Raw genomic sequence first — 24,558 nt, forward strand, 5'->3', positions numbered from 1 at the left:
TCGCCGCGAGGCAAATGCACATCGATGACATTTGAAAGCTCAGCGCTTGGCGAACTTGGCTTTCAGCTTGTCGCCGACAATAGGCGGAACGAAGGCGGAAACGTCGCCGCCCATCGAGGCGATCTGGCGCACCAGCGTCGCGGTGATGTGCCGCGCCTGTGGCGTCGAGGGCAGCAGTACGGTCTGCAGGCCCGGCGCCATGGTGTGATTCATGCCGGCGAGCTGCATTTCGAGGTCGAGATCGGTGCCGTCGCGAAGGCCGCGCACCAGGATGGTGGCGCCGGCCCGTTTGGCAGCGTCGATGGTTAGATCGGCGAAGGTGATCACCTCGAGCTCCGTCTTGAATTCGGCTGCGACCGGGCCGGCGATGGCGCGCAGCAGCTCCGCGCGCTCCTCGGCGCTGAAGATCGGCGTCTTGCCGGGATGGACGCCGATGGCGAGGATCAGCCTGTCGCACAGCCGGCAGGCGGCCTCGATCATGTCGACATGGCCGTTGGTGACGGGGTCGAACGACCCGGCATAAAAGGCGGTGTGGCTCATGGCTTGAGCGTTAGCCAACGTTGCCTGCCTCGACAAGCGTTCAGGCGACGCGCAGCTCGCCAATGACGTGATCGACGCGCGCATTCAGCGCCTGGGCCAGCGCGGTCAGTTCGCCCGCCGCCTTCAGCACCGCGTCGGACGCGCCGGCGGTGTTGCGCGAGGCGAGCGCGACCTGGCTGGTGGCCTGGCCGATCAGGACGATCTCCTGCGTCGCGGCGAGGACGTCGGCGGCGATGGCATGGGCCGCTTCGTGCTGGCGCTGCATGGTCTGGCTGGTGCGGCGCGTCGCCTCGTTCAGCTCCTGCACCAAGGCGCGAATGCCCGTGATGCCCTCGACCGTCGCCACGGTCGCCTGATTCATTGCATCGATCTGGCGCGCGATGTCTTGTGTCGCGTTGGCGGTCTGCGTCGCCAGCGACTTCACCTCATTGGCGACGACGGCAAAACCCTTGCCGGCCTCGCCGGCCCTGGCCGCCTCGATCGTGGCGTTGAGCGCGAGCAGATTGGTCTGCCCGGCGATCGCCGAGATCAGCCCGACCACCTCCGAGACGCGCGCCGCGCCGTTGGACAGCCCATCGACGACCCGGCTCACCGAATCCGCATGCTCGCGCGCCTGGCCCGCAGTCGCATCGGAAGAGCGGACCTCAGCGGCCAAAGCATCAACTGCGCCTAGCAGATCCTGCGCCGCGCGCTCGATCGACTTGACGCTGCGGATCGCATTGCCGGTCGCGCCGTCCGTATCGGCCGCACCGGCCTGGGCTTCGCGCGCGCCTTCGGCGAGCTGATGCGCCGTCGTGCCCAGGGTTTCCGCGGAAACCGAGACCGAGGCCGAAACGGTCCTGACCGAATCTTCGAGTTCGCTCGCCAGCTCGTTCAGCAAGGCCCGTTGATGCTGCTCGGCCTCGGCCCGGCGCGTTTCCTGCTCGGCCTCGCGGCGCTGCGCCTCGCCGCGCAAGGTTTCACGGATCATGTCGATCGACTTGGCGATTCCGCCGATCTCGTCGCGGCGGCCGGCTCCGGGAATCGCCTCTTCGGTCCGCCCCGCAGCCACGCCCGCGAGCCGGTCGGAGAGCCGCGCGATCGGACGCGCCACCGACCAGCCGAGCAGGATCGCGATGCCGAACAGCGGCAACAACACCAGCAGGCCGGCGGAGACGACGGCGCTGCGGATCGTGCCGACCACGGCGAAGGCGCTCTCTTCCGGCTCGGTCAGCCAGAGCAGCCAGCGCCAATCGCCGATCGCCACCTCTTCACCGCTCGCGACCAGCGCCTGGCCGTCATGGCTGGTCATGCGGATGAGCGTCTTCTGCGGCTGCGCGGCCAGGCGACTGCGGTCGAGCGTCTCGCGCGGCGAGGCGCCGTTGCGGCGCGCCGCAGGGTTCGAGCGCATGAACCCGTCGGAGCCCACGACGAAAATCCGCTCGGCACTGGAGCCCATCGGGTTGAAGGCGAGCACATCATCGATCAGACGCGTATCGACGGCGATGACGATCGTCCCGACCTGCTCGCCCCCGCCTGCCTCAGCGTCGTAGAACGGCGCCGCCAGGAACGCACGCGGATCGCCGCCGACCGGATCGTAGGGCGCAAAGTCGAGCACCACCTGCTCGCCGGTAGCCTTGCCACGCGCCATCGCGACGGATCTGGCGAGGGCGGTACCGGCCAGATCCTCATCGCTCAGCAAGCGGCCGAACTCCGGTCCCTTGGTGACGCTGTAGACCACCCTGCCCTTGCGCGAGACCAGATAGATGTCGGCGTAATTGAACTGCTTCAGCGCTGCGGCATAGGTCTCATGGATCGGCACATGACGCCACGAATAGCCATGTTGATGCTCACGCCCAGTGCGGGCGATGCGTTCGGCCAAAGGCAGCGAGCCGTCACCCTGATAATGGCTGAGGATGCTCTTGTAGTCGTGCTGGCCGAGCTCCATCCATTTGCCGATCTCGTCGAGCGCCGAGACGGTGAAGGCGCTGCGGGCCTGGACGGCGAGCTCGGCGCGCAGCTGCGCCCAGCGCCGCTCGATGGCGCGGACATGACCTTCGGCCAGAGCGTGCATGCGCTCGCGGACGGCCGCTTGCGCCCAGCTCGACACCGCGACATAGGCCGCCGAGCCTACCGCCAGGGCGGCCAGCAGGGCCAGGGCCAGCATGGCGACGGGAAGCCTGATTCTGAGGCTGAACACGAATCAGGTCTCCGCCCGGCATCGACTGTTTCGAAACAGCCAACACGAGCGCGGTTAACGTTGCTTGAAGCGCAGGACGCGCCGCAACCGCGTCACAGGGTGCCGGGCAGCGGCGCGAACGCGGCGAGCGCAGCGGCGCTGCCGAGGACCAGAGCGAGCAGCGCGACGACGCCGGCTGCGAGCGATACCCGGCGCGGTCGCCGGACCAGAGAGCCGAATTCCATGGATGCTCTTTGCGAATCAGTACGTTACCTTGCCCATGCATGCCCAGTCCGCTCGGCCACGCAGTGGCGGAAACATGGTGAATCCATGGCCATGCCCCTGGGGCAGCCGTGCTCTCGCGGGCCGCTCCGACGATTTCCTGCGGTTCCGCCGTTTCCAGCCGAGCAAAAAGCAGGCTAAACCCCGCTCGCCATGCTGACCCTGAACGACATCACCTACCGCCTCGGCGAACGCCTGCTGCTGGACAAGGCCAGCGCCTTCCTGCCGACTGGCTCGCGCGTCGGCCTTGTCGGGCGCAACGGCACCGGCAAGACCACGCTGTTCCGCATCATCACTGGCGATCTTTCGCCCGAAGGCGGCAATGTCGCCCTGCCCAAGGGCATGCGCATCGGCGGGGTGGCGCAGGAGGCTCCCGGTGGGCCCGAAACGCTGATCGAGGTCGTGCTGGCCGCCGATACCGAGCGTGCGGCGCTGATGACGGAGGCGCAGAGCGCGACCGATCCGATGCGGATCGCCGAGATCGAGACACGGCTTGCCGATATCGGCGCCCATTCCGCGCCGGCGCGGGCCGCGACCGTCCTCTACGGGCTCGGCTTCGACGAGGAGGCGCAGCAGCGCCCCTGCTCCGACTTCTCCGGTGGCTGGCGCATGCGCGTCGCGCTCGCGGCCGTACTGTTCTCCGAGCCTGACCTCTTGCTGCTGGACGAGCCGACCAACTATCTCGACCTCGAAGGCACGCTCTGGCTCTACGACTATCTCGAGCGCTATCCGCATACCGTACTGGTGGTCAGCCACGATCGCGAATTGCTCGACACCTGCGTCGACCACATCCTGCATCTCGACCAGGGCAAGCTCACCATCTACCGCGGCGGCTACAGCGACTTCGAGAAGCTCAGGGCCGAGAAGCAGGCGCATCTCGCCAAGGCGCGCGAGAAGCAGGAGGCCGAACGCAAGCATCTGCAATCCTTCGTCGACCGCTTCAAGGCCAAGGCGTCGAAGGCCAGCCAGGCCCAGTCTCGCGTCAAGCGGCTGGAAAAGATGCAGGAGATCGCCGTCATCCAGGATCGCGACGTCCAGCCGTTCAATTTCCCCGCCCCCGAGCGGCCGCTCTCGCCGCCGATGATCGTGCTCGAGAGCGCCAGCGCTGGCTATGGCGAGCGCAAGGTGCTGCAGCGCCTCAACCTCTCGCTGGCGCCCGACGACCGCATCGCGCTGCTCGGCTCCAACGGCAACGGCAAATCGACCTTCTGCAAGCTGATCGGCGGGCGGCTCGCGCCGCTTTCGGGCGAGATGCGGCGCTCCTCGAAGCTGCAGACGGCCTATTTCGCCCAGCATCAGCTCGACGAGTTGCGGATGGAGGACACGCCTGTTGGCCATGTCCGCGAATTGATGCCGGATGCGCCGGAGGCACGCGTGCGGGCGCGTACCGCGCAAATCGGCTTTCCCGCCAACAAGGCCGACACGCCGGTGAAGAACCTCTCGGGCGGCGAGAAGGCGCGCCTGATGCTCGGCATCGCCACCTTCGGCGGCCCCCACCTGCTGATCCTCGACGAGCCGACCAACCATCTCGACATCGACAGCCGCACCGCACTGGTCAAGGCGATCAACGACTATCCCGGCGCCGTCATCCTGGTCAGCCACGACCGCTTCCTGATCGAGGCCTGCGCCGACCGGCTCTGGCTGGTCGGAGACGGCACGGTGAAGAGCTTCGACGGCGACATGGACGATTATCGCGACTTCGTGCTCGGCCGCGACAAGCCGGCGCAGCGCAGCAAGGCGGAAGCGGACGGCGCGAGCAAGGCCGACGAGCGCAAGGGCGCGGCGGCCAAGCGCCAGGCGCAGGGACCGCTCAGGCAGAAGCTCAACCTCGCCGAGGCGCGCATCGCCAAGCTGACGGGGCTGATCGAGAAGGTCGACGGCGCGCTCGCCAACGGCGCTTTTGCGCGCGAGCCGGAGAAGGCGCTGCAGCTCTCACGCCAGCGCGGCGAACTGAGCGAGGCGCTGGCGGCGGCCGAGGAGGAATGGCTGATGCTGAGCGAGGAGCTGGAAAGCGCCTGAGGCTCAGGGCAGCGGCGCAAGATTGAGGCCGAGTTCCCTCACCTGCGTCGGGGTGAGCTTCTTGATCGCGACGCGGGTGGTGTAGCTGCCGTGCATCTGGCCGCCCGACCTGTAGTTCCAGTCGCTGACCATCGCGCTGCCGGCGCGGTAGCTGTCGCCCCTGTTCATGGTGCCGAGATGGACGGGATCGTTCGCAATCTTGCCGATGAAGACGTCGCCTTCGATCGCCGTCAGGTTCATCCAGATGTGCTCGCGTCCGCGGTCATAGGGGATTGCGACCTTCACGGCATGGCGCTCGCCCCTGCCAGCGCGATAGAGCGCGACGAAATCCGGCAGCGTCCTGCGGGCTTCGGCGATCGCGTGGTTCATTTCGCGGTCCGAGGAGCGGAAGTCGATCACCTGCGCCGCCACGGGCGACACCGCCATCAGCGCAGCGCCCAAAAGCCCAAGGCCACCGGGCACCACCCGCCTCTGCCATTCGACCTGCATCTCGCCACTCCCGCCTCTGCGCCTTCGGCCGTTCCGATCAACTTAGAAACGAGCCATCGATCGAACGGTTGCTTTGGTCGCGTCAGAGACGAAATCTTCGGCCGGCTGCTGTATCAGCCCTGCTGCTCGGGCTGGCCCGGCTTGACGATCCGGCTCAAACGGTTGTCGGTAAACAGGTAGATCTCGCGATTGCCCGGCTCGGAATAGAGCACCTGCACCTCGCGCTGGCCCCGGCCATTGTCGCCGATCAGCACGTCGGTCGGCCGCTTCGCCTTGAGCCTGACGAGCTCGCATTCGGTGATGCCGACGGCGATCTCCTTCGGCAGCGGGCGCGTCGAGGGATCGAGCGAGACATCGGCGCTGCATTCGCCCTCCGGCGTCAGCATCGCTTCTTGAGTCGAGACGCGGGCCGAGGCGCTGCTGCTGCGGGTGCCGCGCTCGTCGGAGACGAAGGAAAACCCGCCCATATCGACGGAGCAGCCGGCGAGCGCGGCCGCCAGAGCCAGGGCAACAGGAACTTTCACGCTTTTTTCTCCCAGCGGCCGGTCTCGTCCTGCTGCCAATAGGTGGCGGCGATGCCGAGCGTCCGCAGCTTTTTCCAGTCTTCACGGGCCGAGGCGAGCGCATCGGGATCGTCGCCGTCGAACATCAGGATGACGCGCTCGTAAGCGTCCAATGCGTCGGGAATGCGAACACCGTCAACGCAGAAGCGCACCTGCGCGCCGTTCGGGTTGTCGGCGGCTGTGGTGAGCACGATCGGGTTGGTGGCGGCATCCGGCTCGGCCGCCGTCGCATGTGGCAGGAAGGAATCGTCGGCATAGGTCCAGAGCCGGTCGTCGAGCCCGGCGAGGCGCTCGCGGCTCGACAATTCGACCACCGCCTTCCAGCCGCGGGAAAGCGAGCGCTCGAGCAGGGTCGGAAGGACCTGTTCGAGCGGGCGCCCCTGCAGATGGTAGAACAGAACCTCGGCCATAATCCTAAGTTGGTTCAATCCTTTGCGCGAATCGGTTGATGAGCCGAATCAGCCCTCGTAGTGGTCAGCCACCAGCCGGTCGAGCAGGCGCACGCCCCAGCCCGAGCCCCAGGAGCGGTTGGTCTCGCTGTTCGGCGAGCCCATGCCGGTACCGGCGATGTCGAGATGCGCCCAGGGCGTGTCGTTGACATGGCGCTGCAGGAACTGCGCCGCCGTGATCGAGCCGCCATGGCGACCGGCCGAGTTCTTCATGTCGGCGAATTTGGAATCGATCATCTTGTCGTAAGCAGGCGAGAGCGGCATGCGCCAGACGGTTTCGCCGGTGGCCTTGCCGGCGGCCGTGAGCCGTTCCGACAATTCATCGCTGTTGGAGAACAGTCCGGCATTCTCCTGCGCCAGCGCGACCAGGATCGCCCCGGTCAGCGTCGCCAGATTGACCATGAACACCGGCTTGAAGCGCTCCTGCGTGTACCAGAGCACATCGGCGAGGACGAGCCGCCCCTCGGCGTCGGTGTTGATGATCTCGATGGTCTGGCCGGAGAGCGAGGTGACGATGTCGCCCGGCCGCTGGGCCTTGCCGTCCGGCATGTTCTCGACCAGGCCGATCACGCCGACCGCGTTGACCTTGGCCTTGCGGGCGGCGAGCGCCTGCATCAGCCCGGTGACGCAGGCCGCGCCAGCCATGTCGCCCTTCATGTCCTCCATGCCGCCGGCCGGCTTGATCGAGATGCCGCCGGTGTCGAAGGTCACGCCCTTGCCGACGAAGGCGACCGGCCTGTCGCCCTTGGCGCCGCCGTTCCAGCGCATCACCACGACGCGGCTCTCGCGATGCGAGCCTTGGCCGACGCCGAGCAGCGCGCGCATGCCGATCTTCTTCAGTTCCTTCTCGTCGAGGATCTCGACCTCGACACCGAGCTTGTCGAGCTTTGCGGCGCGCTCGGCGAACTCCTCAGGGAAAAGGACGTTCGGCGGCTCGTTCACGAGATCGCGAGCGAATTCGACCCCGCCGGCGATCGCTTCGCGTGCCTTCAATGCCTTCTTGACCGCAGCCGGATCGGCTACGCGAAGCGTCACGGACTTCGGCTCGGCCTGGTCCTTGTCGCGGCTCTTGGTCTTGTAGCGGTCGAAGACATAGCTCCTGAGGCGCAGGCCGAGCCCGATCTCGGCGATCTCGTCGGCAGACAGCTCGCCCTCGGGCAGCGCCGCGATGATGTCGGCGCCGCGGCCATTGCCGAGACGGCCGGCGATGGCGCCGCCGAGCGCGGCGAAATCGAGCTTTCCGCGCTCTGATTCCGGGCCGATTCCGATCAGGATCAGGCGCTCATAGCCCGCGCCGTCCGGCGCAAGCAGCGCAAGGCCGGACAAGGCCTTGCCCTTGAAGCGCTCGGCGGCAGCGGCGCGCGCGATCAGCGCATGGGCACCCGAGCCGATCCAATCCTCGGCCGTCTTCGGCGGTGCCAGCCTGTCCGAAACGAGGATGACCAGGTCCTCCCCGGCAATGGCGTTCAGGGCTTTGACCTCAAGCTTCAGGCGCTGCGACATCGAAGGCTCACGGGCTGCAGGATGGAGATGACGGGAAGAGCTGACCGGGCTCGGGGCTCGCAAAGGCCACAAACGATTCCCGTTTGCGCCATGATCGAAGCTATACCATAGGGAGTTCGAGGCGAGCCGTCCAAGGGGAGCGCCTTCGTCAAGGATCGCAGGCCCCAGGACCATTCCCCTCGTGCGTTTCGGACTTCTCGACCGCTACATTCTGAAGATCGCCGCCGGCGCTGCGGTGATTCTGCTCGTCGGCCTGACCAGCGTGATCTGGGTGACGCAGGCGCTGCGCGAGGTCGACCTGATCACCGGCAAGGGCCAGACGGTTCTGATCTTCTTCACCGTCACCTTGCTGTCGCTGCCGGCGCTGATCGCCGGTATCGCCCCCGTCGCGCTGTTCATGGCGACGCTCTACACGCTCAACAAGCTCAACAGCGATTCCGAGCTCATCGTAATGAACGCGGCCGGCGTCGCGCCCCGCCGACTGGCGCGGCCCTTCATCGCGCTGACGCTGCTGACCTCCGTCCTGGTCGGCTGGATATCGCTGTCGGTGATGCCTGCCGGCTTCCGGGCGCTGCGCGACCTGATCACGCTGATCCGCGCCGACTTCGTCGCCAACGTGGTCAAGGAAGGGCAGTTCGTCGCGCTCGATTCCGGCGTCACCTTCCACTATCGCGAGAAGCAGGGGCAGGCCCTGCTCGGCATCTTCATGCAGGACCGGCGCGACCCCAACCAGCCTGCGGTCTACATCGCCGAGCGTGGCCAATCGGCCGAGGCCGACGGCAACAGCTTCCTGATGCTGGAAAAGGGTACGATCCAGCGCGAGAGCCGCAGCCAGAACTCGAGCTCGATCATCTCGTTCGAGCGCTACGCGCTCAATCTTTCCGCGCTGACGGGCGATGCCGACGGCGTCGGCGGCGAGGACGGCGCCAAGGTGATCTACAAGCCGCGCGAGCGTACGACCTGGGCGCTGCTCACGCAGGATACGAACGAGCCCTACTACAAGTACCAGGAAGGACGCTTCCGCGCCGAGCTGCACAACCGCCTGTCGGCGCCGCTCTATCCGATCGCCTTCGTGCTGGTCGCCCTCGCCATCCTCGGCGAGGCGCGCACCACCCGCCAGGGCCGTGCCGCCGCGATCCAGATCGCCATCTTCCTGGTCGGCGCCATCCGGATCGGCGCCTACGCCGCCTGGACCGCCAGTGTGCGCTCGCCTTTCGCGGCCACCCTGCTCTACATCCTGCCACTCGCCACGATCATCCTGTCGGCGTTCGCCATCGGCTTGGGCGCACACACCCGCCTGCTCGTCGACCGGCTGACCGAGCCGCTGGTTGCTCCTTTCGTTGCGTTGGCAGCGCGATTCCGGCGGGCCTGATGCTGCTGTTCACGACCTTCGGCCGTTATCTGACGCAGCGCTTCCTGCGCGCGATCCTGAGCGTGTTCGGTACGTTCTTCTTCCTGATCGCGACCCTCGATTTCGTCGAGTTGATGCGGCGCGCGGGCGATTCGCCGACCGCGACGACCCCGAGCATCATCCAGCTGGCGCTCTACCGCGCCCCCTCGGTCGCCGAGCAGATATTTCCGTTCGCCGTGTTGTTCGGCGGCATGTTCGCTTTGCTCAATCTGAGCCGAAAGCTGGAACTGGTCGTGGCGCGCTCGGTCGGCATCTCGGCCTGGCAGTTCCTGCAGCCGGCGGCGTTGGTCGCGGGGCTGGTCGGGCTGGTCTCGATCGGAATCTACAACCCGATCGCCGCCGAGCTGAAACAGCGAGCCTCGGCACTTGAGGCCTCGCTCTTCATCAGGACGGGTCAAACCCTCGGCAAGGAGATCTGGCTTCGCCAGCGCAGCGTCGATGGCCAGGCGATCATCCGGGCCGCGGCCGCGCTGGACGGCGGCGTCGGACTCGCCCAGGTCGCTTTCTTCACGTTTTCGCCAGATGGCGGCTTCAGTGAGCGCATCGAGGCGAAGCGGGCCGTGCTCTATCGGGGCTATTGGGAGCTGTCCGAAGTTCGTGTCGTCTCGGCCACGGAAGTGCCACAGAGCTACTCGACATATCTCGTCGCGACGACGCTGGAGCCGGATCAGGTGCGACAAAGTTTCACGCCGCCCGATTCCGTCGGCTTCTGGTCGATGCCGGCGGTCCTCGACCGAACCCAGAGGGCCGGGCTCGACACGACGCGCTATGAATTGCGTTATGAATCCCTCAAGGCACGGCCACTGCTGATGATCGCCATGATCTTGGTCGCGGCATCCGTTTCCTTAAGATTTTTCCGGTTTGGTGGTGTGACCAGACTGGTGGTAGGTGGCGTTGCGGCTGGGTTCATGCTCTATGTTGCGACACAGTTATCTGAGGAGCTGGGCTCATCGGGGATCGTCAACGCCTCGGTGGCCGCTTGGCTGCCCGCAATCGTGGGCACACTGCTTGGCGCGCTTGCCCTCCTCCATCAGGAAGATGGCTGAGAATACGGTGGCTATGGTTAATTTTGGATTGAGTTCATGGCTTCCGGCGTAAGACGCGTCATGCGCCTTGCAGCTGCGACCGCGCTGGCGACGACACTCGCCCCGGTCCTCGGCTGGACGAGCCTGGCCTACGCCCAAACTCCTGCGGCAAAGCCGCAGGAGCGTATGGTCGTCGATGCGCGCGAGCTCGTCTACGACAAGGACAACAACACCGTCTCGGCGGTGGGCGATGTCCAGATTCTCTATCAGGGCCGCACGATCGAAGCCGATCGCGTCGTCTATGACCGCCAGAGCAAGCGCGTCGTCGCGACCGGCAACGCCCGCATCACCGAATCCAACGGCACGGTGATTACCGGCGACCGTTTCAACCTGACCGACGATTTCCGCGACGGCTTCATCGACTCGCTGCGCGTCGTGAACACCGACAAGACGCGCTTCTCGGCGCCGCGCGCCGAGCGCACCGACGGCGAGGTCTTCGTCTTCGACAAGGGCATCTACACCGCCTGCGAGCCCTGCGTCGATCAGCCCGAGCGTCCGCCGTTCTGGCAGGTCCGCGCGGCCCGGATCATTCACAAGAAATCCGAGCAGATGATCTATTACGAGGATGCCCGGCTCGAGTTCGCCGGCATCCCGATCGCCTATGTCCCGTTCATGTCGGGACCGGACGCGACCGTCAAACGCAAGACCGGTTTCCTGGCGCCGAAGTTCATCAACACCTCGGCGCTCGGCTTCGGCGTCGGCCTGCCCTATTTCATCAATCTCGCGCCGAATTACGATCTGACGCTGACGCCGACCTATCTTTCGCGCCAGGGCTTCCTCGGCCAGGCCGAATGGCGGCATCGCTTCGTCAACGGCTCGTACAACATCCGCGCCGCCGGTATCTTCCAGCAGGATCAGGACGCCTATCTGAAAAGCCCGCTCGGCGCCGGAGACGACAAGTTCCGCGGCTCGATCGAGACCTCCGGCAAGGTGTTCCTCAACCCGCGCTGGACCTTCAGCTGGGATATTGCCGGCTCGACGGACCGCTATTTCTACAAGAATTACCGGATCCGCAGCGAGAGCATCACATCGACGAACTACCTGCAGGAATCGACCTCGACCGTCGCGCTGAACGGCCAGAGCTCTAACGCCTGGTTCGACATGCGCGGCTACTACTTCCAGCCGCTGACCTACAACGACTGGCAGAAGCAGCAGCCGATCGTGGCGCCGGTGGTCGACTACAACAAGCGGATCCATAAGCCGTCGATGATCGGCGGCGAGCTGTCGTTCACGGTCAACCTCACCCATCTGACCCGCGAGGCGGCTTCCTTCAAGGAGCTTCCTGTCCAGAAAACCTATCTGATCTCCAGCCCGGGCAATGCGGCGACGGGCGATCCTGCCTATTTGCTGTATGATGGGTGCGCGGTCTATCAGAAGGACAAATGCTTGGTTACGGGCCTTGCGGGCTCGATCGCAAGGGCGACCGCGCAACTCGACTGGCGGCGCAACATCGTCGACCCGATCGGCCAGGTCTGGACGCCTTACGCCTCGCTCAGAGCCGACGTGTTCTCGATCAACCCGAACACGACGAAATACTTCAACGCCAATGTCACGACGATCGCCGATGCCTCGGACGAGGTCTTTGGCCGCGCGATGCCGGCGGTCGGCCTGATGTATCGTTTCCCCTTCGTCGCAACGACCTCCTGGGGCACCCACATCGTCGAGCCGGTCGCGCAGGTCGTGGCACGCCCGAACGAGACGAACAGCTTGCGCGTCGCCAACGAGGATGCGCAGAGCCTCGTCTTCGACGACACCAACCTGTTCGAGTGGAACAAGTTCTCCGGCTTCGACCGCGTCGAGGGCGGCAGCCGCGCCAATATCGGCCTGCGTTACAGCGGCACGTTCGGCAAGGATTCTTACGCTAGCCTGCTGGTGGGCCAGTCCTATCACCTCGGCGGTCGCAACTCCTACGCGAGCGGCGACCTGGTCAATACCGGCCTTAATTCGGGACTGGACACCCGCCGTTCCGACTTTGTCGCCAAGGCGCAATACCAGCCGTTCAAGGGCCTGCTGCTCCAGGGCGGCGGCCGCTTCAACGAGAGCACCTTCGAGGCGCAGCGAATCGACGCGTCGGCTGCGTTCAATTACAGGTTTCTCTCGACGACGATCGGCTATGGCCGTTACGAGCCGCAGCCCGACCTCGGCATTCCGCGCCGTCGCGAAGGCCTGAGCCTCACTCAGAGCATTTCCTTCGCTCAGTACTGGAGCGTGCGCGGCAGCGTTCTGTTCGATCTCGACAAATACAAGTACGACCGCGAACGCTATCGCGAGGCGTTGGCACTTCACCAGCAGTACCCCGCCTGGGTTTCCAATCCGGTCTATCCGAACACCGGCCCGCTCCAGGCGGCATCGACCTCGGTGGGGGTACGCTATCAGGACGAGTGCACGATCTTCGACGTATCCTATACGCAGTCTTACGCCGATCGCGCCGTCAACGGCTCGCGGTCGAGCGACACGCGGACCGTCATGTTCCGCCTCGAACTGCGCACGCTCGGCGAGATCAGCTATTCGCAAAACCTCGGCTCGAGCAGCTCGGGCGACGGTGTCGCCTCCAGCAACTGACGACCTTGCCGACGCTGTCGAAGGCAATCGGGAAGGCGCACTCGTGAGCGTGCGCCTCCTGGCTTTGACGCAAGGCGATCCGGCCGGGATCGGCCCCGAGCTGGCGCTCGCCGCCTGGCGACTGCGCCAGGAGCGGGCCATTCCGCCCTTCGCCTATCTCGGCTCGGTGGCAGTGCTCGCCGGGCTGAACGAGCGGCTCGGCCTGCGCGTGCCGGTGCGGCCGGTCGGCTGGGACCAGGCCGAAGCCTGTTTTGCGACCGCTCTGCCGGTGATCGCGCTCGAAAATGCCCCGCTGGCCCGAGCCGGAACGCCTGATCCGGCCAATGCAGTCGGCGTCATAGAGGCCATCGAGCGGGGCGTCGAAGCGGTCGAGACGGGGCGAGCTGCTGCGCTCGTCACCAATCCGATCGCCAAGAGCGTGCTTTACGCCGCCGGCTTCCAGCATCCCGGCCATACCGAGTTCCTGGCGGAATTGGCGGGCCGCGGCCGCGAAGCGACACCGCGGCCGGTGATGATGATCTGGTCGGAAGAACTCGCCGTCATTCCGGTGACGATCCACATCCCGTTGGAGGCGGTGCCACGGCAGCTGACGACGGAGCTGATCGTCGAGACTGGCTGGATCGCCGCATCCGACCTCACGCGCCGGTTCGGCGTCGCGCGTCCGCGATTGGCTCTGTGCGGGCTCAACCCGCATGCCGGCGAAGGCGGCTCGCTCGGCAAGGAGGACGCGGCGGTGATCGCGCCGGCCGTCGAGCAGCTGCGGGCGCTCGGCATCGAGGCGAGCGGCCCCTACCCGGCCGACACCCTGTTCCATGCGCGGGCACGCGCGGGCTACGACGTGGCGCTCGGCATGTATCACGACCAGGCGCTGATCCCGATCAAGACGATCGCCTTCGACGAGGGCGTCAACGTCACGCTCGGCCTGCCCTTCATCCGGACCTCGCCGGACCACGGCACCGCTTTCGACATCGCCGGCAAAGGCATCGCGCGGCCGGACAGCCTGTGCGCGGCCTTGCGGCTCGCGGCCCGCATGGCAGCGGCCGAGCGCGGAGAGCCGATGTGAGCGGGGTAACCAGCCAGGACGGGCTGCCGCCGCTGCGCGAGGTGGTCGAGCGCCATGGGCTCATGGCGCAGAAGGCGCTCGGCCAGAACTTCCTCTTCGACCTCAATCTGACCGGCCGGATCGCCCGGGCCGCCGGCCCGCTCGAAGGCCAGACCGTGGTCGAGATCGGGCCCGGCCCCGGCGGGCTGACCCGCGCCTTGCTTGCGAACGGAGCAGGCCGCGTCATCGCCATCGAGCGTGACCGGCGCTGCCTGCCTGCTCTGGCCGAGATCGCCGCGCATTATCCGGGCCAGCTCGATGTCGTCGACGGGGATGCGCTCGCGGTCGATCTTTCGAATCTGCTCGGCGGCAATCCGGCTCAGATCGTCGCCAACCTGCCCTATAATATCGGCACGCCGCTGCTGGTCGGCTGGCTCAGCGCCGAGCCCTGGCCGCCCTGGTGGATGTCCCTGACGCTGATGTTCCAGCGCGAGGTCGCAGAGCGCATCGTCGCGACGCCGGAACAGCGTGCCGCTTATGGCCGCCTTGCCGTGCTCGCCAACTGGCGCTGCGAGACCAAGATCCTGTTCGACGTGCCCAAGACCGCCTTCGTGCCGCAGCCGAAGATCACCTCATCGATCGTCCAGCTGGTGCCGCGCCTTCAGCCGGAGCCCTGCGACCGACGCTTGCTCGAACGGGTGACGCTCGCCGCCTTCGGCCAGCGCCGCAAGATGCTGCGGCAGAGCCTCAAGGCGGTGCTCGCCGAGCCGGCAGCGATGATCGAGGCTGCTGGTCTGTCGCCGACCATGCGGGCCGAGGAGGTCCCGGTCAGCGGCTTCGTCGCGCTCGCCAATGCGTTTGCGTCGACTGCCCGGAGCTGATCAGCCGACCTGCTCGGCCAGCAAGGTCTCGACGAAGGCCGGCATTCCGGTGGCGCGGCTGCGCTTCAGCCTCTCGGCCGCCAGGATCGAGCGGACAGACTCATAGGCGGCGCCGAGATCGTCGTTGATGATGACGTAGTCGTAGACATTCCAGCGCGCGATCTCGTCGCGGGCATTGGCGAGGCGGCGCGCGATCACCTCCGGCGCATCCTCGGCGCGCCGGACAAGCCGCGAGCGCAGCTCCGCCATCGAGGGCGGCAGGATGAAGATCGCGACGACGTCCTCGCGCGCCTTTTCCAGGATCTGCTGCGTGCCCTGATAGTCGATGTCGAACAGGACGTCGCGCCCTGCCTTCAACGCCGCCTCGACCGGCTTGCGTGGCGTGCCATAGCCATTGCCATGGACCTCGGCCGATTCCAGCAGCTCGTCGCGATCGCGCAGCTGGTCGAAGGCCTCGCGATCGATGAAGCGGTAATGGACCCCGTCGATCTCCGAGGGACGCCGCCCGCGCGTCGTCACCGAGATCGACAGGTCGAGATTCGTCTCCTTCTGCGACAGCGTCCGCGTCAGCGTCGACTTGCCGGCGCCGGAAGGCGAGGACAGGACCAGCATCAGGCCGCGGCGGGCCGGGCGAATGAGATCGGCCATCGCCATCACTCCACGTTCTGGACCTGCTCGCGCAGCTGGTCGACCGTCGTGCGCAGCTCCAATCCGATCCGCGACAGCCCGGGATCGCCAGCCTTGGCGCAGAGCGTCGAGGCCTCCCGGCCGAATTCCTGCGCCAGGAAATCGAGCTTGCGGCCGATCGGGCCGCCCTGGGCGAGCAGCTCACGCAGGGCCGCGACATGGGCATGCAGCCGGTCGATCTCCTCGCGGATATCGGCCTTCACCGCCAGAAGCGCGGCCTCCTGGTGCAGGCGCTGCGGCTCCAGCGCGGTGCTCGCTTCCAGCAGAGCAGCGACCTGCCCGGCAAGACGCGCGCGAATGGCTTCGACACTGCGGCCGGGATGGCCTTCGGCTTCGACCGTCAAGCGGGCGATGCTGTCGAGATGGCCGGAGAGGATCGCCTCGAGCGCCCGGCCCTCGGCGAGCCGCGCCTGCTTCAGCGCCGCGATCGTCTCCGCCAGCGCTGCCAGCACCGGCTTTTCGAGCTCAGACAGCGCATCGCCACTCTCTTCGGATATCTCGACGACGCCGCGGATCGCCAGCAGGCCGTCAAGCGTCGCCGGTGCGATGCCGGCCGGCAGCTTCACCTGGCTCGCGGCCTCGATCAGGGCGGCGAGCGCCTCCTGATTGATGCGCGGGCGCGGGGCCGACGCTTCGCTGGTGACCGCCAGGCTGGCATGGAGGGTGCCGCGCGCGAAGGCGGCAGAGAACTGCTTGCGTGCCGCTTCCGAGAAGCTGTCGAAACCCGGGGGAACGCGAACACGGACATCGAGGCCGCGGCCATTGACGCTGCGAACCTCCCAGGCGAAGGCGTGCATGCCGGCGGTTCCAGCCACCCGGGCGAACCCCGTCATGCTCTCGATCGTCATATCTTTCATACCCTCATCCGGAATGCGGCCGGACCGTAGAGAGGCAGTGCGCCGGTCGCAAGCCGCCGGCACAGCAAATTTGGGGGCAGCGCCCGGCTGACTGCTCTCAGGCCCCAATCAATCGGTCGCCACTCCGCTGTCCGCAATATATGCGTCCGCAGCCTGACCGAGCCGCCTGGCGGCAGCGGTCAAATCACGACTGTCATGCCCTGAAAAGCCGAGGATGAAACCTTCCATCCCACCCGGCGACAGGCTGGCCTCGGACAGCAATCTCGTTTCGACCGCAGCCATGGCGCGAATGCGGGCGCCGGCGTCGATGGGGAGGCCGGCGGGGAGATAGGCGACCAGATGCAGGCCCTGCGGCGGCACGACGACGCGCAACCGGCCGCGGCTCGCCTGCCCCAGCGCCGATGCAACGGTTTCGCGGGCCTGACGATAGCGCAGGCGCGCACGCCGAAGATGCGCGGCAAGCATACCATTCGACATCAAATCGGCCACGGCGTCCGCCAGGAAGGCAGGCGGAAAGCGATCAGCGGCGCTCCTGGCCTTGATCACTTGCTCGGCAATAGCCCGAGGCAGGACGAGATATGCAAGGCGCAAGGACGGAAACAGCGTCTTGGAGAAGGTGCCGCTATAGATCACCCGCTCTCCACCAAGGCCGGCCAGCGCCGTGAGCGGTGGCCCGGCATAGCGAAACTCGCTGTCGTAGTCGTCTTCGATGATCCAGGCCTGTGCCGCACTCGCCCAATCCAGCAGCGCGACCCGCCGCGCCATGCTCATGGTGACCCCGGTCGGAAACTGATGCGAGGGGGTCACGTAGGCGGCCCGCGCCAAGGGGGCGAGCGCCCGGCCATCGCTGACCCTGATGCCTTCGCCATCGACGGGCACCGGGATCAATCGCATCCCGGCGGCGCGCAAGGTGCCATGGGCTGCGTAATAGCCCGGCTCTTCCAGCCAGATCGCTTCGCCTGGGGACAACAGGGCTTCGGCGCACAAGCGCAAGCCCTGCTGCGTGCCGCCGGTGATCATGATGCAGCCGGGATCGCAACGAATGCCCCGGCTGGACGCGAGATGTCGGGCGATCTCGGCTCGAAGCTTCAGGCTGCCGCGTGGATCGCCATAGCCGAGCTGCTCAGCGCTCGCCGCAACGACATGACGGCGAACGCTCGCGCCGAACTGGCGCAGCAGGCCGCCATCGACATGAGTCCGTCCCAAGGCAAAGGCGCGGCTCGGAAGAGTTTCGACGTCTAGCCGGGCGGGGGCCGCAGCTGACTGTGCCGCCGGAAGATCGTCCGCCACATAGGTGCCGGAGCCTTGCCGGGCCTCCGCCAATCCGTCGCCGAGGAGCTGTTCATAGGCTGCGACGACGGCATTGCGAGACAGGCCAAATTGCTCGGCCAGCGCCCTGCTCGATGGCAGCTTCAGCCCAGGACGCAAACGGCCGTCGACGATCGCTACGCGCAGGGCGGCATGAATCCGCGACGCCTGATTGGGAATGCCCGCATCCAATGCGATCGGCAGGTCGACCGTTCGTCGCGATGAAGTGGTTGCCATTTCCACTCTCAAAGTGGGCCTATCAACAACCACTTTCGCCATGCGACGCCTTTCGAGTCAAACGGCGAGCTGAGAGGCAGATCATGCGTGGAATCGGTGTGGCCTTGTTGTTCCTCGGCGCCCTGCTGACTGCGACGGGCTATGGCGCGACATTCTTGCTGACGGAGCATTTCCGCAATCTCGGCGGCAGCGAGATCGAGACCGGCAGGGTTCTCGCCGGCGCGATGGTCGGCACCTTTGTCGGAGTTCCGCTGATCGGATGGGTCGGCGCCCGGTTCGGCGGCGCGCGCCTCGCCGCGATCGGGTCCGTGCTGGTCGCAGCCGGCTACCTGCTGCTCGCCGGCATCACCTCTCTCTCCAGCGCCATCGTGATCGCCGGCTTCATGGTCGGCTGCGGCTGGGGGATGTTCTATCTGGCCGCCCCGATCGCGGTTTCGGAACGGGTGAGCGATCTCGATCGCGGCTTCTGGTTCACGCGCTTCGGCGCATTCCAGATGGCGGGCATCGGTGGCGGACCGGCATTGGCCCTGCTCTTCGTCAACATGTTCGGCCTATCGACCACCTCGCTCTTCCGCCTGCTCGCGCTCGCCTGCCTGTGTGCCGCCGCCTGCTTGTGGGCATTCGAGCTGACCACGCCTCGGCCGGCTCGCACCCTCGCCGCCGGCACACGGGCATCAAAGGATTGGGTCAGGTCGATCATTCCCCTGGCCGGAACCAGGGCGATCTATCCAATTCTCATGGTGGGGACTGGCGCTTGCGTCTTCACGGGCATGCTGACGTTCCAGAGCTCGCTGGTTCGCGACAGCGGCCTCGACGCCAGTTTGTATTTCACGACTTATGCACTCGTGGTCGTCGTCGCACGCTTTACGCTCGCGCCTGCCATCAACCGCGCCGATGGCAACCGCATGTCGGTCCTGTTGCTCATCCTGATGTCGGCTGGCGTTCTGACCTACTTCGCCATCGGCTATGGCGCGCCGGTGCAGGTCGTCAGTGGCATCCTGCTGGGCCTCGGCTATGGGCTGGTCTATACCGTCATTCAGACGCAAGTCGTCAACGATGCGCCGGACGCTCACCGCACCGGCGCCCTGACATGGTTCGTCATGTCGTATTTCGTCGGAATCTTCGGTTTCCCGGCGATCGGCGGCTGGCTGATCGTCCACTGGGGCACCCAGGCTTTCCTAGCGGTCGTCCTCGCCTGTGCGCTGATCGAGCTTGCTCTGGCCCTCGTGCGAAACCGATCCCGCGCGAGCAATGATGATGCTGCTCTGACCGCTCCCCGCCCCTAGTTGGGGATGTTGCCGCAGGGCAACGCCTCACATGCGTCAGGGCTTGAGCTGCGGCACTTGCTTCGGGCTGTTGAGGTCGAAGGTCTTGTTCAGCAGCGGGTCGCGCGTCGTGCCTTCAGAGGCGTCGAAGGCGCGTGCCCTCGTGCCGGCTGGACCGCTTGCCGCACGGCGGTTGCCCGGAACCGGGAAGGTCTCTGGTTCGGCGCCATCGGGCGCAGTCGCCGCCTGGTTGTCCGGACGAGGGCCGGCCGGCGCCTCGCTGCGCTGATCAGGTCCCGGAGGCGGCTCGGCTCGGTCGACGCCACCATCGACGGCAGGCCGGCCGGAGTCGCGCCTTGCCGATTCAACCTGACGCCAGCGCGCGACGTTGCGGTTGTGCTGCTCCAGGGTCTCGGCGAAGGCGTGGCCACCGCTGCCGTCCGCGACGAAGTAGAGATCCTTGGTCCGCGAATGGTTGACCACCGCTTCCAGCGCCGCGCGACCCGGATTGGCGATCGGTCCCGGCGGCAGGCCGTCGATCACATAGGTGTTGTAGGGCGTCGGCTGGGTGATCTCGGGGCGCGTGATGCCGCGTCCGAGCGTGCCCTTGCCGCCGACGAGGCCGTAGACGATCGTCGGGTCGGATTGCAGCTTCATCTTGCGGTTCAGCCGGTTGATGAAGACGCCAGCGACGCGCGGCCGCTCATCCGCCCGCCCCGTCTCCTTCTCGACGATCGAGGCGAGGATCACCAGCTCGGCCGGCGTCTTGATCGGCAGGTCGGCCGGACGCTTGGCCCAGACCTCGTTCAGGATGCGGCGCTGCTCGCGCGTCATCCGGTCGACGATGGCCTGACGGGTCGAGCCGCGCTGGAATTTGTAGGTGTCGGGCAGTATCTGCCCCTCGCGCGGCACCTGGATGACGTCGCCGGAGAGCATATCGTTCTGCTGCAGGCGAGCCATGATCTGCTCGCTGGTCAGTCCCTCGGGGATGGTGATCGAATGCTCGACCGCCTTGCCCTCGGCGATGACGTCGAGAATGTCCTTCTGGCTGGCGCGCGCCTTGAACAGGTATTCGCCGGCCTTCAGGCTGGCCGCCTTGCCAGAGGTGTAGGCCGCGACCTTGAAGGCCCAGGGATGCTCGATCAATCCCTCGCGCTGCAGCAGGTCGGCGATCTCGGTCACCCCGTTCTCCTTCGGGATGATCAGGACGCGATCGGTGGCGAGCGGTCCCGGCGCCTTGCTGCGGCTGTCGAGATAGGCGATGCCGCCGCCCAGCGCACCGGCCAGGACGAGGGCCGTCGTGAACAGACCGCTGAGCAGGGCGATGAAGGGCGAGCGTCGGCGTTTACGAAGCTTCGGCGGCGGAGCCGGCGGCGCGACGGGCTTCAATGCCTCGTTGGGACTCCGCGGCGCGACGCGAGGCGGTTGACTCATGATGCTTTCGCCCGATTCCCTGACATCGCGCGCGGCGATGCCGGCGTCGACCCGATCCAATGGCAATGCCGGCCGCATACTGGCACGGCGGCGGCGACAGGCTAGCGAAAATTGTGGCGAAAGCGCGCTTGTCCTCAGTCGGCCAAACGACGCATCACCAGCGAGGCATTGGTGCCGCCAAAACCGAAGGAATTCGACAGGGCGACGTCGACCTTCCGCTTCTTGGCCTTGTGCGGCACGAGGTCGAGCTCGGTCTCGACGGACGGATTGTCGAGGTTGATCGTCGGCGGCACGATCTGGTCGCGGATCGCCAGAACCGAGAAGATCGCCTCAATCGCGCCGGCGGCGCCGAGCAGATGGCCGGTCGCCGACTTGGTCGAGGACATCGCCGGACGCTGCGGCGCATTCGCGAGCAGGCGCTCGACGGCGCGCAGCTCGATCTCGTCTCCGACCTGCGTCGAGGTGCCATGCGCGTTGATGTAGTCGACATCCGAGGCGCGCAGACCCGCGCGCTTCAACGCCGCCTGCATGCAGCGATAGGCGCCGTCGCCATCCTCGGAGGGCGAGGTGATGTGGTAGGCGTCGCCCGACATGCCGTAACCGACGATCTCGGCATAGATGCGCGCGCCGCGTGCCCTGGCGTGCTCGAGCTCCTCGAGCACGACGACACCGGCGCCCTCGCCCATGACGAAACCGTCACGGTCCTTGTCATAGGGGCGCGAGGCCTTTTCGGGCGTCTCGTTGAAGCCGGTCGAGAGTGCGCGGCAGGCGCAGAAGCCGGCAATGCCGATGCGGTTGATCGCCGATTCGGCGCCGCCCGCCAGCATGACCTCGGCATCGCCGAGCGCGACCATGCGGGCCGCATCGCCGATGGCGTGGGCGCCGGTCGAGCAGGCGGTGACGACGGCATGGTTCGGCCCCTTCAACCCATGCTCGATCGAGACATAGCCGGCGGCGAGATTGCTGAGGCGGCCGGGGATGAAGAAAGGCGAGAGCCGGCGCGGGCCACGTTCCTTGAGCAGCAGCGAGGCCTCGTAGATGCCCCCTAGCCCGCCGATGCCGGAACCGATGGCGACGCCTGTCGCGATCTGGTCCTCGTAGCTCTCGGGCTTCCAGCCGGAATCGCGCAGCGCCTGCGTCGCCGCCGCCATGGCGAAGATGATGAAATCGTCGACCTTGCGCTGCTCTTTCGGCTCCATCCAATCATCGGGATTGAAGGTACCGTTCGAGCCGTCGCCGCGCGGTATGCTACAGGCGATCTGGGCCGGCAGGTCGGAGACGTCGAAAGTGGTGATCGGGCCGGCGCCGCTCTCGCCAGCCAGAATGCGCGACCAGCTCGGCTCGACCCCGCAGCCGAGCGGGGTCACCATGCCCAGTCCGGTGACGACGACACGTCGCATCGGTCTTCCTCAATTCAGCTCCGGCGCGTTGGAGCGAGACTCCAGCGCGCCGGGGCCAAGGCCTTGTCAGGCCGACTTCGACAGGAACTTGACCGCGTCGCCGACGGTCACGATCGTCTCGGCCGCGTCGTCCGGGATCTCGACGCCGAACTCTTCCTCGAAAGCCATGACCAGCTCGACGGTGTCGAGGCTGTCCGCGCCGAGATCCTCGATGAAATTAGCGCCCTCGACAACCTTCTCCGGCTCAACGCCGAGGTGCTCGATCACGATCTTCTTCACGCGCTCGGCGACATCGCTCATGGGTCTTTCCCTCAAACCTCGAAAACACACCGCTGAATGCGACGCGTGGGTGAAACTGATTTCCCGGCCCGGATCCTTCGCCTGGCGGCGGACCACGCCGGGAGTTCATGGCTGCACAAACGCAACAACCGGGCCGGCGTCAAGTCCCAAGAGCACGCGCCGATCAGATTGCAACGCAATCTGATCGGATCACGCGTTCTCCAACAAGAGCGTGGAGACGGATTCACCGATCAGGCTGATTCAGCCTGATCGGATCCGGCTCCAGACACCGATCGGCGCTTGGCCGGCTGGGTCATTAACACACTCGTAATGGGCTGGCGAGAGCGCAGCTCAAACCTTCAGGTGTATCAAAAGATCCAGCTAACCGTCTTAGATCATTGTCATTCCGCCGTTGACATGCAGGGTCTGCCCGGTCACGTAACCGGCTTCCTCGCTGGCGAGATAGGCCACGGCGGCGGCGACATCCGCTCCCTGCCCGAGACGGCCCATCGGCACGTCGGCGAGAATGCCCTCGCGCTGCTTGTCGTTCAGCACATCGGTCATCGGCGACTCGATGAAGCCGGGCGCGACGACGTTGACGGTGATGTTGCGGCTCGCCACTTCCGCGGCCAGCGATTTCGACATGCCGATCAGCCCGGCCTTGGAGGCGGCATAGTTGCCCTGCCCCGGATTGCCGCTGGTGCCGACGACGGAGCCGATCGAGACGATGCGGCCATAGCGCCGGCGCATCATGCTCTTTACCGCCGCACGCGAAAGCCGGAAAGCGGCGGTCAGATTGACGGCAAGGACGAGGTCCCAGTCCTCGTCCTTGAGACGCATGAAGAGGTTGTCACGGGTGACGCCGGCATTGTTGACCAGGATGTCGAGCCCGCCGAGCTTGGCTTCGGCCGCCGGCACCAGCGCCTCGACCGACTCGCGATTCGACAGATCGCAAGGCGTCACTTCGACCCGCTCGCCGAGCTCCTTGGCCAGGGCCTCCAGCGCCTCGACACGCGTGCCGGACAAGGCCACGGTCGCGCCCTGGGCATGGAGCCGGCGCGCGATCGCGCCGCCGAGGCCGCCGGTGGCGCCGGTGACCAGCGCCTTCTTTCCCGTCAGATCGAGCATGATGCCTCCCTTGTCCCCGGCTTTGGTGCCGGTCAGCCCTTCTGGGCCTTGTAAGCCGCGACGTCGTCGGGCGAGCCGATCGACGCTGCCGCAGTTCCTGCCGCGATGCGCTTGACCAGGCCGGCGAGCACCTTGCCCGAGCCGACCTCATAGAACTGGGTCACGTTCGCCGCCGCCATCGCCTCGACGCATTCGCGCCAGCGCACGGTGCCGGTGACCTGCGCCACCAGCGAGGCGCGGATCGCGGCGGGATCGCTGAGCGGGGCGGCGCCGACATTGGCCATCACCGGCACGACCGGCGCCTGCATCGCGACCTCGGCGAGCGCCGCCTGCATGGCTTCGGCCGCCGGCTGCATCAGGGCGCAATGGAAGGGCGCGGAGACCGGCAGCAGCATGGCGCGGCGCACGCCACGCTCGCCAGCGAGCGCAATCGCCCGCTCGACCGCCGCCTTGGCGCCGGAGAGCACGACCTGCCCGCCGCCATTGTCATTGGCCGCCTGGCAGACCTCTCCGTGCGCAGCATCGGCCGCGATCGCACGGGCCTGGTCGAGCTCGACGCCGAGCAGCGCCGCCATGGCGCCCGCACCGGCCGGCACCGCCTTCTGCATGGCGTCGCCGCGGATTCGCAGCAAGCGAGCCGCATCGCCGATCGAGAAGGTGCCGGCCGCAGCCAGCGCCGAATATTCGCCGAGCGAATGGCCGGCGACGAAGGCGGCGTCGTTCTTGAGCGAGAGCCCGGCCTCGGCCTCGAGCACGCGGATCGCGGCGAGGCTCACCGCCAACAGCGCCGGCTGGGCGTTGGCGGTCAGGGTGAGCTCCTCGCCCGGACCTTCCCACATCAAGGTGGAGAGCTTCTGCGAGAGCGCGGCATCGACTTCGTCGAAGACGGCGCGCGCCACCGGAAAGGCTTCGGCGAGCGCCTTGCCCATGCCGACCGCCTGCGAACCCTGCCCTGGAAAGATGAAAGCCGTCGTCATGC

22 protein-coding genes are annotated in these 24,558 nt (G+C 66.7%); 7 read left to right on the forward strand and 15 right to left on the reverse strand.

The features are described 5' to 3' along the window. Nucleotides 1-39: 39 nt before the first annotated feature. The 3 genes from coaD to BMZ69_RS32335 all read right to left on the reverse strand — a co-directional run bounded on the left by coaD (nucleotide 40) and on the right by BMZ69_RS32335 (nucleotide 2,943). Nucleotides 40-540, reverse strand: coding sequence for a pantetheine-phosphate adenylyltransferase (coaD, locus tag BMZ69_RS01735; RefSeq protein WP_092154155.1), 501 nt, complete (start codon nucleotides 538-540; stop codon nucleotides 40-42). 40 nt (nucleotides 541-580) lie between these two features. Further along, nucleotides 581-2,719 carry a methyl-accepting chemotaxis protein gene (locus BMZ69_RS01740; protein WP_092154157.1) on the reverse strand — a complete coding sequence of 713 codons (2,139 nt, stop codon included), beginning with the start codon at nucleotides 2,717-2,719 and terminating at the stop codon, nucleotides 581-583. Nucleotides 2,720-2,811: 92 nt separating this feature from the next. Further along, nucleotides 2,812-2,943 (reverse strand): hypothetical protein, encoded by a 132-nt coding sequence (locus BMZ69_RS32335; RefSeq protein WP_280142055.1) that lies wholly within the window; start codon nucleotides 2,941-2,943, stop codon nucleotides 2,812-2,814. A gap of 190 nt (nucleotides 2,944-3,133) precedes the next feature. On the opposite strand from BMZ69_RS32335, the gene BMZ69_RS01745 reads away from it, so the two are divergent. Beyond that, nucleotides 3,134-4,999, forward strand: coding sequence for an ABC-F family ATP-binding cassette domain-containing protein (locus tag BMZ69_RS01745; RefSeq protein WP_092154158.1), 1,866 nt, complete (start codon nucleotides 3,134-3,136; stop codon nucleotides 4,997-4,999). Nucleotides 5,000-5,002: 3 nt separating this feature from the next. On the opposite strand, the gene BMZ69_RS01750 is transcribed toward BMZ69_RS01745, so the two are convergent. The 4 genes from BMZ69_RS01750 to BMZ69_RS01765 all read right to left on the reverse strand — a co-directional run bounded on the left by BMZ69_RS01750 (nucleotide 5,003) and on the right by BMZ69_RS01765 (nucleotide 8,003). After that, nucleotides 5,003-5,488, reverse strand: coding sequence for a DUF2314 domain-containing protein (locus tag BMZ69_RS01750; RefSeq protein ID WP_092154161.1), 486 nt, complete (start codon nucleotides 5,486-5,488; stop codon nucleotides 5,003-5,005). A gap of 113 nt (nucleotides 5,489-5,601) precedes the next feature. Then, entirely contained in the window at nucleotides 5,602-6,012 is a 411-nt protein-coding gene (locus BMZ69_RS32000) for a hypothetical protein (protein ID WP_244543163.1), read from the reverse strand. Beyond that, nucleotides 6,009-6,461, reverse strand: a complete 453-nt coding sequence (locus BMZ69_RS01760) for a DNA polymerase III subunit chi (protein WP_092154163.1) — start codon at nucleotides 6,459-6,461, stop codon at nucleotides 6,009-6,011. Before BMZ69_RS01760 ends, BMZ69_RS32000 begins: the two co-directional genes overlap by 4 nt. A 48-nt stretch (nucleotides 6,462-6,509) precedes the next feature. Then, nucleotides 6,510-8,003, reverse strand: a complete 1,494-nt coding sequence (locus BMZ69_RS01765; protein WP_092154165.1) for a leucyl aminopeptidase — start codon at nucleotides 8,001-8,003, stop codon at nucleotides 6,510-6,512. Between the two features lie 181 nt (nucleotides 8,004-8,184). Here BMZ69_RS01765 and lptF point away from each other — a divergent pair, with 181 nt between their 5' ends. From lptF to rsmA, 5 genes are all read left to right on the forward strand, one after another. Continuing rightward, complete coding sequence (lptF, locus tag BMZ69_RS01770) at nucleotides 8,185-9,375, forward strand: LPS export ABC transporter permease LptF (protein ID WP_092154168.1); 1,191 nt, start codon at nucleotides 8,185-8,187, stop codon at nucleotides 9,373-9,375. Continuing rightward, the gene (gene lptG / locus BMZ69_RS01775; RefSeq protein ID WP_092154170.1) at nucleotides 9,375-10,460 is read left to right on the forward strand and encodes an LPS export ABC transporter permease LptG; all 1,086 of its coding nucleotides are present in this window, start codon (nucleotides 9,375-9,377) and stop codon (nucleotides 10,458-10,460) included. The genes lptF and lptG overlap by 1 nt, the downstream gene beginning before the upstream one ends. Nucleotides 10,461-10,520: 60 nt before the next feature. Then, nucleotides 10,521-13,061, forward strand: a complete 2,541-nt coding sequence (locus BMZ69_RS01780; RefSeq protein ID WP_092154172.1) for an LPS-assembly protein LptD — start codon at nucleotides 10,521-10,523, stop codon at nucleotides 13,059-13,061. Nucleotides 13,062-13,104: 43 nt separating this feature from the next. Further along, complete coding sequence (pdxA, locus tag BMZ69_RS01785) at nucleotides 13,105-14,124, forward strand: 4-hydroxythreonine-4-phosphate dehydrogenase PdxA (protein WP_175506628.1); 1,020 nt, start codon at nucleotides 13,105-13,107, stop codon at nucleotides 14,122-14,124. Nucleotides 14,125-14,186: 62 nt separating this feature from the next. After that, nucleotides 14,187-14,984 carry a 16S rRNA (adenine(1518)-N(6)/adenine(1519)-N(6))-dimethyltransferase RsmA gene (gene rsmA, locus BMZ69_RS01790; RefSeq protein ID WP_244543180.1) on the forward strand — a complete coding sequence of 266 codons (798 nt, stop codon included), beginning with the start codon at nucleotides 14,187-14,189 and terminating at the stop codon, nucleotides 14,982-14,984. On the opposite strand, the gene gmk is transcribed toward rsmA, so the two are convergent. From gmk to BMZ69_RS01805, 3 genes are all read right to left on the reverse strand, one after another. Beyond that, nucleotides 14,985-15,632, reverse strand: a complete 648-nt coding sequence (gene gmk, locus BMZ69_RS01795) for a guanylate kinase (protein ID WP_244543164.1) — start codon at nucleotides 15,630-15,632, stop codon at nucleotides 14,985-14,987. Nucleotides 15,633-15,637: 5 nt separating this feature from the next. After that, nucleotides 15,638-16,519 carry a YicC/YloC family endoribonuclease gene (locus BMZ69_RS01800; RefSeq protein ID WP_092154622.1) on the reverse strand — a complete coding sequence of 294 codons (882 nt, stop codon included), beginning with the start codon at nucleotides 16,517-16,519 and terminating at the stop codon, nucleotides 15,638-15,640. 117 nt (nucleotides 16,520-16,636) lie between these two features. Further along, nucleotides 16,637-18,073 carry a MocR-like pyridoxine biosynthesis transcription factor PdxR gene (locus tag BMZ69_RS01805; protein ID WP_092154627.1) on the reverse strand — a complete coding sequence of 479 codons (1,437 nt, stop codon included), beginning with the start codon at nucleotides 18,071-18,073 and terminating at the stop codon, nucleotides 16,637-16,639. On the opposite strand from BMZ69_RS01805, the gene BMZ69_RS01810 reads away from it, so the two are divergent. Further along, nucleotides 18,058-19,359 (forward strand): MFS transporter, encoded by a 1,302-nt coding sequence (locus BMZ69_RS01810; RefSeq protein ID WP_175506629.1) that lies wholly within the window; start codon nucleotides 18,058-18,060, stop codon nucleotides 19,357-19,359. The two genes, BMZ69_RS01805 and BMZ69_RS01810, sit on opposite strands and share 16 nt — an antisense overlap. A 36-nt stretch (nucleotides 19,360-19,395) precedes the next feature. Here the strand turns inward: BMZ69_RS01810 and mltG are convergent, their stop codons facing one another. The 5 genes from mltG to fabD form a co-directional block, all read right to left on the reverse strand. Then, nucleotides 19,396-20,772: an endolytic transglycosylase MltG gene (mltG, locus tag BMZ69_RS01815; protein ID WP_092154629.1), complete on the reverse strand. Its 1,377-nt coding sequence runs from the start codon at nucleotides 20,770-20,772 to the stop codon at nucleotides 19,396-19,398. Nucleotides 20,773-20,906: 134 nt separating this feature from the next. Next, nucleotides 20,907-22,172 carry a beta-ketoacyl-ACP synthase II gene (gene fabF / locus BMZ69_RS01820; RefSeq protein ID WP_092154180.1) on the reverse strand — a complete coding sequence of 422 codons (1,266 nt, stop codon included), beginning with the start codon at nucleotides 22,170-22,172 and terminating at the stop codon, nucleotides 20,907-20,909. Nucleotides 22,173-22,238: 66 nt separating this feature from the next. After that, complete coding sequence (locus BMZ69_RS01825; RefSeq protein ID WP_043236751.1) at nucleotides 22,239-22,472, reverse strand: acyl carrier protein; 234 nt, start codon at nucleotides 22,470-22,472, stop codon at nucleotides 22,239-22,241. Nucleotides 22,473-22,841: 369 nt separating this feature from the next. After that, entirely contained in the window at nucleotides 22,842-23,579 is a 738-nt protein-coding gene (gene fabG, locus BMZ69_RS01830; protein ID WP_092154182.1) for a 3-oxoacyl-[acyl-carrier-protein] reductase, read from the reverse strand. 32 nt (nucleotides 23,580-23,611) lie between these two features. Beyond that, nucleotides 23,612-24,556 (reverse strand): ACP S-malonyltransferase, encoded by a 945-nt coding sequence (gene fabD / locus BMZ69_RS01835; protein ID WP_092154184.1) that lies wholly within the window; start codon nucleotides 24,554-24,556, stop codon nucleotides 23,612-23,614. Nucleotides 24,557-24,558 lie beyond the last annotated feature (2 nt).

Origin of the sequence: Allobosea sp. CRIB-10 (assembly GCF_900112185.1) — a bacterium.
In the GTDB taxonomy this organism is placed as follows: domain Bacteria; phylum Pseudomonadota; class Alphaproteobacteria; order Rhizobiales; family Beijerinckiaceae; genus Allobosea.

Coding starts and splice junctions, on each gene's coding strand:
- BMZ69_RS01810 (WP_175506629.1), top strand. CDS start 18,058: ATGAAGTGGTTGCCATTTCCACTCTCAAAGTGGGCCTATCAACAACCA.
- coaD (WP_092154155.1), bottom strand. CDS start 540: ATGAGCCACACCGCCTTTTATGCCGGGTCGTTCGACCCCGTCACCAAC.
- BMZ69_RS32335 (WP_280142055.1), bottom strand. CDS start 2,943: ATGGAATTCGGCTCTCTGGTCCGGCGACCGCGCCGGGTATCGCTCGCA.
- lptG (WP_092154170.1), top strand. CDS start 9,375: ATGCTGCTGTTCACGACCTTCGGCCGTTATCTGACGCAGCGCTTCCTG.
- fabG (WP_092154182.1), bottom strand. CDS start 23,579: ATGCTCGATCTGACGGGAAAGAAGGCGCTGGTCACCGGCGCCACCGGC.
- BMZ69_RS01780 (WP_092154172.1), top strand. CDS start 10,521: ATGCGCCTTGCAGCTGCGACCGCGCTGGCGACGACACTCGCCCCGGTC.
- fabF (WP_092154180.1), bottom strand. CDS start 22,172: ATGCGACGTGTCGTCGTCACCGGACTGGGCATGGTGACCCCGCTCGGC.
- BMZ69_RS01760 (WP_092154163.1), bottom strand. CDS start 6,461: ATGGCCGAGGTTCTGTTCTACCATCTGCAGGGGCGCCCGCTCGAACAG.
- mltG (WP_092154629.1), bottom strand. CDS start 20,772: ATGAGTCAACCGCCTCGCGTCGCGCCGCGGAGTCCCAACGAGGCATTG.
- BMZ69_RS01750 (WP_092154161.1), bottom strand. CDS start 5,488: ATGCAGGTCGAATGGCAGAGGCGGGTGGTGCCCGGTGGCCTTGGGCTT.
- BMZ69_RS01805 (WP_092154627.1), bottom strand. CDS start 18,073: ATGGCAACCACTTCATCGCGACGAACGGTCGACCTGCCGATCGCATTG.
- BMZ69_RS01800 (WP_092154622.1), bottom strand. CDS start 16,519: ATGACGATCGAGAGCATGACGGGGTTCGCCCGGGTGGCTGGAACCGCC.
- gmk (WP_244543164.1), bottom strand. CDS start 15,632: ATGGCCGATCTCATTCGCCCGGCCCGCCGCGGCCTGATGCTGGTCCTG.
- BMZ69_RS01825 (WP_043236751.1), bottom strand. CDS start 22,472: ATGAGCGATGTCGCCGAGCGCGTGAAGAAGATCGTGATCGAGCACCTC.
- BMZ69_RS01745 (WP_092154158.1), top strand. CDS start 3,134: ATGCTGACCCTGAACGACATCACCTACCGCCTCGGCGAACGCCTGCTG.
- fabD (WP_092154184.1), bottom strand. CDS start 24,556: ATGACGACGGCTTTCATCTTTCCAGGGCAGGGTTCGCAGGCGGTCGGC.
- rsmA (WP_244543180.1), top strand. CDS start 14,187: ATGGCGCAGAAGGCGCTCGGCCAGAACTTCCTCTTCGACCTCAATCTG.
- BMZ69_RS01765 (WP_092154165.1), bottom strand. CDS start 8,003: ATGTCGCAGCGCCTGAAGCTTGAGGTCAAAGCCCTGAACGCCATTGCC.